The organism is Spirosoma sp. (genome assembly GCF_048594605.1).
Taxonomy (GTDB): domain Bacteria; phylum Bacteroidota; class Bacteroidia; order Cytophagales; family Spirosomataceae; genus Spirosoma.
Genome location: NZ_JBMDWV010000190.1, coordinates 1 through 12,849, shown reverse-complemented (window position 1 = coordinate 12,849; position 12,849 = coordinate 1). Strand labels below are relative to the sequence as shown.

Annotated in this window: 13 protein-coding genes; 11 read left to right on the top strand and 2 right to left on the bottom strand. The window is 49.2% G+C overall.

The annotated features are described in order from the left end of the window. Both ACOJS8_RS11915 and ACOJS8_RS11910 read right to left on the bottom strand, forming a co-directional pair. Positions 1-882: rhomboid family intramembrane serine protease (locus tag ACOJS8_RS11915; RefSeq protein WP_420148767.1), on the bottom strand; the 882-nt coding region annotated here is incomplete at its 3' end. Positions 883-996: 114 nt separating this feature from the next. Further along, on the bottom strand, positions 997-2,385 hold the full coding sequence (locus ACOJS8_RS11910; RefSeq protein ID WP_420148766.1) for a PQQ-dependent sugar dehydrogenase: 1,389 nt from the start codon (positions 2,383-2,385) through the stop codon (positions 997-999). Between the two features lie 250 nt (positions 2,386-2,635). Between ACOJS8_RS11910 and ACOJS8_RS11905 the strand changes: the two genes are divergently transcribed. The 11 genes from ACOJS8_RS11905 (at position 2,636) to ACOJS8_RS11855 (ending at position 12,711) form a co-directional block, all read left to right on the top strand. Beyond that, positions 2,636-4,342, top strand: coding sequence for a hypothetical protein (locus ACOJS8_RS11905; protein WP_420148765.1), 1,707 nt, complete (start codon positions 2,636-2,638; stop codon positions 4,340-4,342). A gap of 73 nt (positions 4,343-4,415) precedes the next feature. Next, on the top strand, positions 4,416-4,754 hold the full coding sequence (locus ACOJS8_RS11900) for a tRNA-binding protein (RefSeq protein WP_420148764.1): 339 nt from the start codon (positions 4,416-4,418) through the stop codon (positions 4,752-4,754). Positions 4,755-4,815: 61 nt separating this feature from the next. After that, positions 4,816-5,118 (top strand): GIY-YIG nuclease family protein, encoded by a 303-nt coding sequence (locus tag ACOJS8_RS11895; RefSeq protein ID WP_420148763.1) that lies wholly within the window; start codon positions 4,816-4,818, stop codon positions 5,116-5,118. A gap of 72 nt (positions 5,119-5,190) precedes the next feature. Beyond that, positions 5,191-7,212, top strand: coding sequence for a plastocyanin/azurin family copper-binding protein (locus ACOJS8_RS11890; protein ID WP_420148762.1), 2,022 nt, complete (start codon positions 5,191-5,193; stop codon positions 7,210-7,212). A 119-nt stretch (positions 7,213-7,331) separates the two neighbouring features. Beyond that, positions 7,332-7,574, top strand: coding sequence for an AbrB/MazE/SpoVT family DNA-binding domain-containing protein (locus ACOJS8_RS11885; protein ID WP_420148761.1), 243 nt, complete (start codon positions 7,332-7,334; stop codon positions 7,572-7,574). Further along, positions 7,568-7,891, top strand: a complete 324-nt coding sequence (locus ACOJS8_RS11880) for a type II toxin-antitoxin system PemK/MazF family toxin (protein ID WP_420148760.1) — start codon at positions 7,568-7,570, stop codon at positions 7,889-7,891. The genes ACOJS8_RS11885 and ACOJS8_RS11880 overlap by 7 nt, the downstream gene beginning before the upstream one ends. Positions 7,892-7,894: 3 nt before the next feature. Next, positions 7,895-8,431, top strand: coding sequence for a hypothetical protein (locus ACOJS8_RS11875; protein ID WP_420148759.1), 537 nt, complete (start codon positions 7,895-7,897; stop codon positions 8,429-8,431). A gap of 81 nt (positions 8,432-8,512) precedes the next feature. Then, on the top strand, positions 8,513-9,886 hold the full coding sequence (locus ACOJS8_RS11870) for a M20/M25/M40 family metallo-hydrolase (protein ID WP_420148758.1): 1,374 nt from the start codon (positions 8,513-8,515) through the stop codon (positions 9,884-9,886). 105 nt (positions 9,887-9,991) lie between these two features. Continuing rightward, a complete protein-coding gene (locus ACOJS8_RS11865; protein ID WP_420148757.1) occupies positions 9,992-10,228 on the top strand; it encodes a hypothetical protein in 237 nt (78 codons plus the stop codon). Next, positions 10,225-10,392 carry a putative toxin-antitoxin system toxin component, PIN family gene (locus ACOJS8_RS11860; protein ID WP_420148756.1) on the top strand — a complete coding sequence of 56 codons (168 nt, stop codon included), beginning with the start codon at positions 10,225-10,227 and terminating at the stop codon, positions 10,390-10,392. Before ACOJS8_RS11865 ends, ACOJS8_RS11860 begins: the two co-directional genes overlap by 4 nt. Positions 10,393-10,713: 321 nt before the next feature. Continuing rightward, the gene (locus ACOJS8_RS11855) at positions 10,714-12,711 is read left to right on the top strand and encodes a S9 family peptidase (protein ID WP_420148755.1); all 1,998 of its coding nucleotides are present in this window, start codon (positions 10,714-10,716) and stop codon (positions 12,709-12,711) included. The last annotated feature ends 138 nt before the right edge of the window (positions 12,712-12,849 follow it).

The window sequence follows — 12,849 nt, the reverse complement described above, 5'->3', positions numbered from 1 at the left end:
TTCCAACTGACCAAATTTTTGCATAGTCCGCTCGTAGTCACTGTACACGTTTGACGTATTTGTGTAGACGGCCGCTGCTATCAGTAAAACAACCACGGGCGGAATGAGCATTGTCCAGGGGTTTCTGTTGGCTATATACCCTGATCGGAGTACGGAAAAATAAAATGTATAGCCAAAAAGCAGCCCAGCCAGCAAACCCCCGATATGAGCCGCATTGTCAATTCCGGCCTGTAGCCCGATCATCAAATTGAAGCCTACGAAAATCAGAATACTCCGTAGTAATTCGCGTCGGGTTTCGGCATCGAGCCAGTTTGTGGTTAATAGCGCCAGAAACACACCGTACAGGCCAAAAATAGCGCCTGATGCGCCGGCTCCCAACACAATATCATGCCACCAGAGACTGACTACACTGCCTAATAACCCCGCTGTAAGGTAAGCAATCGTAAACTGACGAGTTCCTAATAAGGGCTCGAGTACGGGGCCGATCTGAATCAGGGCGTACATATTGAATACCAGATGGAGCAGGCCAATGTGCAGAAAGCAACTGCTTAGCAATCGCCAGGGCTGACCTTCAAGCGTCAAAGGAGAATAATTGGCGCCCCACCGAATCAGATCTTCGCTGGCTGGCTGCATGACGTTCACGCCAGTCAGCGCCATCAGCAGAAAAATGCCGACATTCAGCCATATAAGCACAGGCGTTACTACGTAGCCTTTTCTGGGCTTGAGTAAATCGAGTGGGTTGGCCCGTTCAGCTACTGGCGAAGTGGAGTCAGTACGTTGATCATCCCTATCGTCGGAATGGGCTGTCTGATCGGGTTCAGCGGCTGTCCGCCTTTTCTCGGGTTCTTCTGAGTGAGCTGACTCCGCTGATTCTGTACTCATAAAGGCTTGTTTCTACGTAACGATTCTTTGTTTCAGGTTGTAATAATAACGATGCCGGTCAGAAAAGCATTACGTATGAATACCTTTCCTGACCGGCATCGTTAATTGTTTCTTTTACTTTTTCGCCATATACTTCACTCGCCAGACTTTACCCTTTACCGAATCGGTAATGTAAAGCGAGCCATCAGGTCCTTGCGCTAAACCCACTGGCCTGGCTTTGGCGTCGCCGGGGCTCGCCAGATCAAGCTTACCCGCATTGACATTCGTGCCGGGTTGACCCTGCTCGGCAACCCCCGCAAAATTTTCGGCAAACACTTCGTATTTACCCGATGGCCGACCGTCTTTTCCAAAGGGAACAAAAGCTACGAAATAGCCACCCTGTTTCAGGGGAGCGCGGTTCCACGAGCCATGAAAGCAGATAAAGGCACCGTTTCTATAACGAGCCGGAAACGCATTCGCGCCTGTTCCTCCTGTGTAAAATAACAGATCATTTGGGGCCCAGTGGCCCGGAAAGGCCATAATGGGTTTGTCCTTTCCGGCGCAACGATCTTCTTTTGTGCCATCGCCACCGTATTCGGGGGCTAACAATTTCTTGTTTTTAACATGGTTGTTGTAGCAGTAAGGCCAGCCAAAATCCGACCCTTCTTTTACCATCAGAAATTCTTCAGAAGGTAGTTCGGCACTAACTTCATCCGTAAACACGCCACCCCAGTTGTTAAGGTTGTCGCGTCCGTGCTGCATGGCGTAAAGCGTATTGGTTGCTGTGTTCCAGTCAAGCGCAACGGCGTTACGTATGCCGGTAGCGTAGCGTTTGCCATCCGCTTTGTGCTGATTCAGTTTATTGGCATCAAACTGCCAGATGCCGCCATACTCTTCCAGAATTGGGCAAGGGTCCATACCTTTCGAACCTTTCTGCCGATCTTTCTCCTGACAGGCATTCGAGGGGGCTCCAAAATTGACAAACAGCTTCCCATCGGGCGAAATTGCCAGCGACTTACTGGCGTGTTGACGCTGGAAGGTCAAACCCGTGATAATCGGTTCAGCGGGCGACGTTTCCATTACCTTTCCGTTGGTCAGTTTATAACGATATACCGACGTATCAGACGAGGCATAAAGATAATCGTTATAAATCGCCATGCCCGTACCGGTCGTGTTTCCGAACAGAATAGTCTGGTCAGCGCGTCCGTCGCCGTTGCTATCGATGAGTTCAGCAATTCCTTTTCCGTCGTTCAGTTTGTCGAGTTTCACGAAAACGGTTCCGGCCTTGTCCACAATGATGTGTCGGGCTTTTCCAAGATTATCGGCAAAAACTGTAGCTTGAAAGCCACTGGCGAGTTTTATGTCGCTGGCATCCGGTGGAGAGGCCGGACGTCTGGACGTAATGACAGAGCGGGTTGCTTCGTTAGGTAATTTGGTATGAACTGACTTCGCTGGCGGAACACCAGGACGACCTGCCAGCGAAAGGGTTGTGGCTGTCATGAACAGCAATAACGGTGATCTCATGGTATTGACGTAGTTAGGTTGTAATAGGTTGCTGTTTAAGTAGTTTTGTTAGTCGTATAACGCGCGGACAATCCGTAGTAGGAAGTAGCAACAAGCATAAATTCTACCCTAGCCAGCAGGTATGTATTTAATAATTTAAAGCAAATTTTAATCAGAATAAACGTAATAATTGTCAGTTTAACACGAATTACCAATTGACTTTATTTTAACTTTGGTGATATAATCCCAGATGCATGCTTTAGTACGTATTATGAATAAATTCGTTACGTTCATTGCCCGGCAAACAGCAGCCCTATCGCTGAGTTGTTTGCTATCAATTTCTGTTTACGCGCAGAGCGATTTGCCGCCCATGTCACTCGCTCAACTGGCTCGCCCATCCGGCTGGCAGTTAGCGGGTTCTGTTTCAACGAATGCTGATGGATCATCCATTCAAACCAAATCGGGCGATAAAATACTGGTGGGTTCTAATGAACCGTTGCCGCTATTAACACCGACAGCTGATTTTCGGGTACGGTTCGATGCCATGATGACATCCAATGCCGACGTAGTGCTGACGCTACCCACAGGCCAGTCGATTAATTTGGCTCAAGCACAGGAAATTAGTCGTTTGCTGAAAGCGCCCGGTTTGTGGCAAACAATCGATTTGTGGTATAAAACGGGCAGTGGTAAAGAGCCCGCTCTACTGGAGAAACTGGCGATCAATGGAATAACTGTTCGAGAAGGTCAGACACTCAGCAACAATAAGTCAGGTCCACTTACCATTGCCAGTAAAGCAGGAACCGTTGCCGTTCGGAATGTTGGCTATCGGGTCATGACACCTCGTAACGTAGCGCAGTGGAGCGGCCCCCTGAGCTATACGATTGTAGAAGGAGGCTATATTCAGGACCCAAACGAAGCGGCAAAACGAAAAGTCCTGAAACAGGATACGACCGGCCAGCTCAACTATGAAGTCTCGTATGGGCAGCCTCGTCAGTATTCGATCCTGTTTTCGGGGAAATTAAACGCCTTGCAGTCCGGCGATTATCGGTTCGATCTCAACCAGGGGGGCGTTGCCGGTTTGTGGATTGATGGCAAAGACGTAATACCTGTTAATCACCTTGAATTGGGTATGCCAAATAGCGGCAACGCTACGTTAACGGCGGGTCCTCACGATGTAAAAGTGTACTTTTCGCGCTCCTGGTTCCGGCCGGGACTGGGTCTTTTCGTGTCGCAGGCCGGTACGCGCCCGCAGCCGTTGCATGCTTCGGCGTCGCTACCTGAACCCGATCCGGTGGCTGTGGTTAGCGTGAATCCTGATTATAGTGATGCCCAAAATCCGGTTCAGCGCATCCGCTCGTTTGTTCAGATGCCTGGCGAAAAAACCAAGCGTACCCACAGTATGTCGGTGGGTTCGCCAGCGGGGGTTCATTACACCGCCGATCTGAATCAGATGGCGTTGCTCCAGGTCTGGAAAGGCGACTTTGCCAACACAACCGAAATGTGGTACGAACGGGGCGAGCCCCAACTGCTTACTCCACTCGGAGCCACGGTTTATCTGCCTGCGCAAACGCCCATAGCCATATTAACGAACGACGCGACGGCCTGGCCCGATAGTGTTGGCGAAAACATGCTGCAGTACAAAGGGCTGACTATTGATAAGAAAGGTGTTCCAACAACTAGCTACGTACTGGCTGGTGCTACGGTTACCGATGCCGTTCGGGCGGAAGGCAATTCCCTAGTTCGGACGCTGACACTGAGCGGGTCTCCACAAGGGACGCCATACTGTCGAATCGCGGCTGGTTCATCCATTGAGGAAGTGGGTAAAGGCGTGTATGCCGTTAACGACCGAAGTTACTACGTTCGCTTCGACCCGAAAGCGAAAGTAAAACTGCGTGAGAGCAACGGCAAGCAGGAGTTGCTACTACCCGTTGACGTGAAAAATAACGCGGGATCGGTGCAGTATTCAATTGTATTTTAACCGCTCTGTAAACCTCTGCGACTTAGTTTTCTGCCGTAGAAATTCCCAAGACGCACAGTGGAGGCTTAATAAAATGGAGAATCAGATTACGTGGGCTGATTTCGAAAAAGTGGAGATACGTACCGGCACAATCACAGCCGCTGAAGCGTTTCCACAAGCCCGAAAGCCAGCCTATAAATTAACGATTGACTTTGGCGAATCAGGGACCAGGCGTACCTCCGCTCAACTCACCAGGCTTTATCAACCGGATGAACTGGTGGGCAAGCAAGTTGTAGCAGTCGTTAACTTTCCATCAAAACAAATTGCGACGTTCATAAGCGAGTGTTTAGTGCTGGGCGCTGTTGACAGCGACGGCACCGTGACGCTTCTTCAAACCGAACGCCCAACCCAAAACGGTCTACGAATTGCCTAATTTTCTCAAATTGTCATTCCGACGACAGGAGGAATCTCAATCTTCATAATAAGTAAATTTCATGAATAATCATAGGTACTACGTCTACATTACAACCAATAAAACTTGCAACGCACTCTACGTGGGCATGACAAATGACTTGGTTAGACGAATACAGGAACACTTTGAGAATCAGGGTAAGCCGGAGACATTTGCTGGCAAATATTGCTGTTGTAACTTGGTTTACTGGGAAGCCCACCAGTATGTTTTGAATGCTATTAATCGTGAAAAGGAGATAAAAAAGTGGCGACGGGAAAAGAAAGATGTCTTGATTCGGGAATTTAATCCAAATATGACATTCCTAAATCTCGAAATTCGAGACTGATCTCCTAAACTATTTGCTTATCTGGGTAAGACGCTTGAGATTCCTCCTGTCGTCGGAATGACAAAAAATTATATGAAAAAGCTTTTTTTAATTTCTTTCGCGTTTTTGCTCGTTCACTCGCTCGCCTTCGCCCAACGCCCGGCGAGTGAGGAAGATTATTACCGGATTATTACGTTGCCTATTCCTGAAGAGATCAAACTCGAAATCGGTGGATTGGCCCCGCTCCCCGATGGGCGGTTGGCTGCCTGTACACGCCGGGGCGATGTTTGGCTGATTAGTAACCCATATATGCAGGGAAGCCGCGTACCAACGTATAAAAAGTTTGCGTCGGGGCTGCACGAGCCGCTGGGTTTGATGTGGCATCCCAAAGGCTATTTTCTGTGTACGCAACGGGGCGAAGTCACAAAACTGGTTGATAAAGACGGCGACGACGTAGCGGATGAATATAGTTCATTCTATAAGTGGCCGCTGTCGGGAAATTACCACGAATACAGCTACGGCCCAGTACTGCTACCTGACGGCGATATGATCATTACGCTTAACCTCGACTGGATTGGCTATGGAGCCAGTTTAGCCAAATGGCGGGGTTGGATGCTTAAGCTCCGCGATACGGGCAATGGAGTCGAAATGACACCCTGGGCTACGGGGCTGCGGTCGCCGGCCGGTTTTGGTACGCTACGTGATGGCAGTATTTTTTACACCGAAAATCAGGGCGACTGGGTTGGGTCCGGGCGGATGACGCACCTTCAGAAAGGTACGTTTGCCGGAAATCCTGCTGGTTTACGCTGGTCGAGCGAGCCCGGTTCTCCCTTAACCCTCAAACCTGAGGACGTACCGAGCACAGGTAAACCGTTGTTTGAAATCGCTAAAACCGTTAAAAACCTGAAATCGCCCGCTGTCTGGTTTCCGCATACGCTGATGGGGATTTCAACCTCCGATTTTCGGCAGGATACGACGGGCGGAGCGTTCGGCCCATTTACCGATCAATTGTTCGTCGGCGATCAGGGGCACAGCAAAATCATGCGGGTGGCCATGGAAAAAGTCAATGGCGAGTGGCAGGGTGCTTGTTTTCCATTCCGGGAAGGGTTCTCGTCGGGTATTCTACGCACTACGTGGGGACAGGACGGTTCGCTGTTTGTAGGGATGACAAGCCGTGGCTGGGCCGCAACGGGCAAAGAACCGTATGGTGTTCAGCGCTTGGTCTGGACGGGAAAAACGCCGTTCGAAATGAAAACCATTACGTCGAAACCCGATGGTTTCGAGGTGACATTTACGCTACCCGTTGATCGAAAAACGGCTGAAAATCCTGAAAACTACAGCCTCAATAGTTTTACGTACCGCTATCACAAGACCTACGGTAGTCCTATTGAAGACGCCCGGCCCGTTCCGATCCGGGGCATTGTGGTATCGTCTGATGGCCTGAGCGCCCGGATTGTTGCTGATACGATTCTACGGGAAGGCTACATACACGAAGTAAAAGCGGAGGGCATTCGGTCGGTTGCGGGAAATATGCCGTTGCTGCACTCAGTTGGTTACTACACATTGAACGCCATTGCGCCGGGTGAGAAACTGACCTTGCCGGCACGGGCCGTTGCCATCGCGAAGCACGAACACGCGGGTATGGTGGCGGATCAGAAAAAAGCGTCTGCTACGGCCAGTAAAAATGTAAAAGCAGTTAATGCCAAACGGACCGTAGCGATGCCTGCCGACTGGACAAATGGTCCTGATCAATCCCTTACAATCGGTACAAAACCAGGGCTGAAATTTGACGTAGAGAAGCTGGAGGTGAAAGCCGGTAGCCGCATCAAACTCGTATTCAACAACAACGACGACATGCTGCACAACTGTGTGATTACGAAACCCGGTACAGCGAATGCCGTTGGCGATGCCGCGCTGAAACTGAACCTGAACGGTCCTAAAATGAACTACGTACCGAACTCACCGAACGTACTGTATCATACGAACATTCTCCAGCCTGAAACCTCAGAAACCATCTACTTTGTGGCCCCCACTGAGCCTGGAGATTATCAATTCGTTTGTTCATTCCCCGGCCACTCGTCGCTGATGCAGGGAACGCTGAAAGTAGTGAAGTAACGTAGCGCGGATTTTTTAATAACAAGGTGCTATTGGAGCCGAGTCCGATAGCACCTTTATTATTTTGAAATGAAACGAATCTTTTATAGGTTTGTAATTACAACGTAATCACTTTAGCTATGCGGTTGGCGGTTGTTTCAATCGGGAATTCAAAAGGTATTCGTATCCCTAAAACGGTTCTCGATAAATACCAGATTGGCAATTCGGTAGAGGTCGAAATGCGGGAAAATGAACTAGTGCTCAGATCCGTTCGGAAGCCACGGGAGGGATGGGAGGATGCCTTTAAGCAGATGCACGAGAATGGCGATGACCGTCTGTTAATTCCTGATGTATTTGCTGATGAAACGTGGGAGGAATGGTAAGTAATCAGTATGCGGTAATCTTGGTTAATCTTGATCCTACGGTAGGGAGTGAGGTTAAAAAGACGCGACCTTGCGTTGTAATCTCGCCCGATGAAATGAACCGACAGGTTAATACGTTGATTATTGCCCCTATAACCTCTACCTCGAAAGCCTATCCCTCCCGAATTCAGGTCCAGTCGGGCGGACGGACGGGCTGGGTTATGATCGATCAGGTGCGAACGATTGATCGGTTACGTATCGTTAAAGTACTTGGTCGGCTGTCAGGGGATGAAATTGATAAAATCAAGCAGGTAATTAAAGAGTTATTGGTTGACTAATACGTGAAGCTATTCGTTCTACTTACGGTTCTGTCATTGATGGTATCGCTGATGACTTTCGCCCAGCGCCGACGTGATGATGATACGTCTCATTACCGAACGGTGCCGGTTCCGGCGCATTTGCTTCCGATTGAACGGGCTTACGGCTCATCGTCGTTAGGGAGCATTTATTTCTATGGAGGAAAAAAATTATCGTCGCCGTATTCACTGGAAATCCCTTTTTATGAATTGAACGATCCGGACGTATCGCACCGGTTTCAGACATTTCGAACCCTGACCACCCTGAGCCGTCTGACGGCTTTTGTTCCGCTGGCTTACATTCTTTTCAGCAGCAATAAAAGCAACGGTACGTACTGGACGGTGTATGGTAGCACAGTAGCGGCTTCGCTGACTTTTTTCATCATTGGCAACAGTCAGGTCAATAAAGCCGTTTCGCGCTATAATGAAATGCTTCGACTTCCGCGGGTAGGTATGTCTGTTACGCCCGTACCCCTAACCGGACAGACTGCCGCAGGCGCTGGTATTGCGTGGTCGTTCTGAGAAATGATTCGCGAATATGGAAGCGCAGACCTCCCGGTTTGCGCTTTTTTGTTAGTTTCGTTGTACGCAATTATCAACTTCATGAGACAACTACTTCTGCCTGCTTTTTTACTTTGTACACTCCCTGTTTTTGCTCAAACCGCTATTGTTAACCGCGACCCGCAAATTGCTGATTTGGTCGCGCAAATCTCTTCCGATAGCCTGCGAGCGCATATCAATGGACTTGTTAGCTTCGGAACGCGACATACATTGAGCGTACCGACCTCAGCCGACCAAACCACCAGGAAAGGGCTAGGTGCGGCCCGCCAGTGGATTCTGGGGAAATTCAATCAATACGCCAAACAATCGGGTGGGCGAATGACTGCTATGCTCGATACGTGGACGCTCCAGCCTGATGGTCGACGTGTGGATAAGCCTGCCAATATGGGTAACGTAATGGCTACGTTGAAAGGCACTGATCCAAACGACAATCGTATTTTTATTGTACAGGGCCATATGGACAGCCGCGTTACGAACGTAATGAACCGCGAGTCCGACGCGCCGGGTGCCAACGACGATGGGTCGGGAACGGCCGCTGTGATTGAACTGTGTCGGGTTATGAGTAAATCGTCGTTTCCGGCGACCATCATTTTCGTTACGTTGACCGGCGAAGAACAGGGGTTGCTGGGTGCCGAACACCTGTCGGAACGGGCGCTTAAGGAAAAATGGAACGTAGAGGGCGTGCTGAACAACGACATTATGGGGAGCAACAACAGCAGCGATACCCGGATCATCGACAACACCCGCCTGCGCGTATTCAGTGAAGGATTACCGGGCAATCTACTAAAAGACACCACCGGACGTATTGGCCAGATTCGGCAGTTTGGTAATGAAAACGATGGGAAAGCGCGTACGCTGGCCCGGTATCTGAAAGAAATTGGGGAGCGCTACGTCGAAAATCTGGAAGTCGTGATGGTATACCGTAACGACCGCTACCTGCGTGGGGGCGATCATACGCCGTTTGTTCAACGGGGTTTTGCGGCTGTCCGTCTGACCGAAATGAACGAGAACTACGAACACCAGCACCAGGATTTGCGGACTGAAAACGGCATTGAATACGGTGATTATGCGAAGTTTATGGATTTTGAATACCTCCGGAAAAATACGGCTGTTAACCTCGCTACGTTGGCTAACCTGGCGAAATCGCCAGCGGTGCCACAGAAAGTAACGGTCGACGTTCGTAACCTGACCAATTCGACCGCGCTTTACTGGCAGACCCCACAATCGGGCAAGGTAAAAGGCTATTACGTATTGATGCGTGAAACGTACTGGCCGTTCTGGCAGAAAAAATTCTTTACCACCAAACTGGGCATGACCCTGCCGTATTCCAAAGACAATTATTACTTCGCCGTACAAGCCGTTAGCGAAGACGGAAACGAGAGCTTACCTGTGTTGCCTGTACCAAATTTGCGCTGATACGTAGCGTTTTGCTTTAAAAAGGTGGGCCATCCCGGAATCGGATGGTAATCTTGTTATGCCCCCGGTTCTTTCGTAAATTTGAAGAGTAACCTTAAACGTACTATGGAAACACTCACAATAGAGATCAGAACGCCGAAAGCCCGTAAGCTTATCGACGATCTGATTGACCTGGGTATTATTGCCTTAAAAACAGACCAACCTTCCTGGACGGCTATATGGAATAAAGTGGAGCGGACGTTGCCTCAGAACGAACCGGATATCTCCGAGGACGAGATTATGGCTGAGATTAAAGCGTATCGGCTCGAAAAACAGATAAAGCAGGCTAATTCGTCTTCATGAGGATCGTAATCGATACGAGCGATTTTATCAGCGCCCTAATCGGAAAAAAGCATCGGGATAAGCTTACTATCATTTTAAATAATCCTGGTATTGAGTTATTTGCTGATGAAAATTTACTGACGGAACTTTCGGAGGTGGCCTATCGGGAGAAGTTTCGTAAGTAGGTTACACCCATTGAAATTTCCCTTTTCCTGGAAGCTATTCGGGCACGGCTTACCGTCATTACACCAACTTCCATCATCACCGACAGTCCTCTGATGATAATTATCTGCTCTCATTAGCCATAGATGCTCATGCTGAATACCTTATCATAGGAGATAAAAATGATTCTGCTGGCGCTCAGTCCCTACAAAGGCGTACTAATCATCCGATTACAGACATTTCTGGATACCGTATTAATCTAGTGAATATACGAAGTACTACTAATAGCGGCCTCACTAGTAAGAGGACATAAAAAGTAGACGCATTCAACAAAAGCACTCATCATGATAAATAAACCTTTACTGTTCGGTCTGCTAACGCTTTCGACGCTTGGGAGTCTGGCGCAAACGCCTGTAAAAAAACGTCCGTTAACGACTAAAGACCTTTATCGCTTGCAAACCGTCAGCGATCCGCAGGTTTCGCCCGATGGCAAATGGATTAGCTACGGACTGTCGTCGGTCGATACGACAAAGGACAAACGAAATTCTGACCTCTGGATGGTGAGTTGGGACGGCAAAGAAACGATTCAACTGACAAATGGGCCTGATAGCGAATCGAGAGCGCGGTTTAGTCCGGATGGGAAATACGTATCGTTCGTGTCGTCGCGTCAGGGAGCAACCAAAACGCAGATTTGGCTCATGGATCGGCGCGGGGGCGAAGCGAAAAAACTGACCGATCTAAAAACCGATCTGGAAGAGTACGTTTGGTCGCCGGATGGAAAGAAAATCGCCTTAGTGCTACGTGACCCGGATTATGCGGATTCCGCAAAAACGAAGGTTCGTAAACCGTACGTGCTGGACCGTTATCACTTCAAAGCGGATGTAAAAGGCTATCTGGAAAAAAGCCCGGTTCATCTGTATGTATTCGATGTAGCGACGAAGAAGATTGATACGTTGACAACCGGGAATTATGATGAAACCTCGCCGGTCTGGTCGCCCGATGGGTCGCAACTGGCGTTTGTCAGCAATCGAACGGACGATCCCGACCGTAATCAGAACACCGATATTTACGTAATCGACGCCAAAAAAGGCGCGACCATGAAGCCCTTAACTACCTGGGCAGGTGTTGACACAAATCCTGTCTGGAGCCCGGATGGGAAACAGATTGCCTATTTACGGTCGACTGCTTCGGCTAATTTTCTGATGTACGACCAACCCATTCTGGCCGTAATCAGTCGGGATGGGGGCGAGCCAAGATTATTGTCAAAAGCGTTGGACCGGCCCGTACGTAACCCGACCTGGACGAAAGATGGTAAAACCATTGGGGTTTCGGTACACGATGACCGGCAGGTTTACATTGGTCAGTATACGCTTGCTGATGGAAAACTGACCAAACTGGCGGGCGGCAACCGGGCCATTAGCAGTATGGAAGCTGCACCTGCCGGAAATTGGGTTGTTCTGGTAAGTGAGCCGCAACTCCCCGCCGAGCTATACGCTGTTGAAAACGGAACGCTACGTCGACTCACGCATGTACACGACAATTTCCTGGCTTCGCTCGAGCTGGCTACGGTTGAAGGGTTTACATCACGTAGTAAAGACGGCGCGCAGGTGTCAAATATCCTTTACCGGCCAGCGAATGCGCCGGCTAATAAGAAATTGCCGACTGTTTTCTTTATCCATGGCGGACCTGTAGCGCAGGACGAATATTCGTTTGACCTGACCCGGCAGATGCTGGCAGCGGGCGGGTATGCGGTTGTCGCCGTCAACTACCGGGGTAGTAACGGCCGTGGAATTGATTTCACCAAAGCCATTTACGCCGATTGGGGCAATAAAGAGGTGCTGGATATTCTGGGCGCGGCCGATTACGTAGTTGAGAAGGGCATTGCCGATCCTGAACGGCTGGGCATTGGCGGCTGGAGCTACGGCGGTATTCTGACGAATTATACAATTGCTACGGATACCCGGTTTAAAGCCGCTGCCAGTGGAGCCGGGAGCTCATTACAATTATCGATGTACGGGGTCGATCAGTACACGAATCAATACGAAAACGAATTAGGTGCACCCTGGAAAAATCCTGAGAAATGGCTGAAACTGTCATATCCGTTTCTAAAAGCCGACCGTATCAAAACGCCAACGTTGTTTATGGCGGGCGAAAAAGACTTTAACGTACCATCGTCGGGAAGTGAGCAGATGTTTCAGGCGCTACGTTCGCTGGGTGTTCCAACGCAACTGATCATTTATCCCGGCCAGTTTCATGGGATTACGGTGCCGAGTTATCAGAAAGACCGGCTTGATAGGTATTTGCAATGGTTTGACAAGTATCTGAAACCTAAGACGTTGTAATTGAATGTTGGTATAAAGCGTTGAAAACGTAATGCGTCTGCATCAATAAGTTTGGTTTCAGCGTACTGGAAGTATTGCCTAATTCGTTTTTTTTGTAGTTTACAGTCGATTATTCTGTTATTACTCGGATTTGACTCA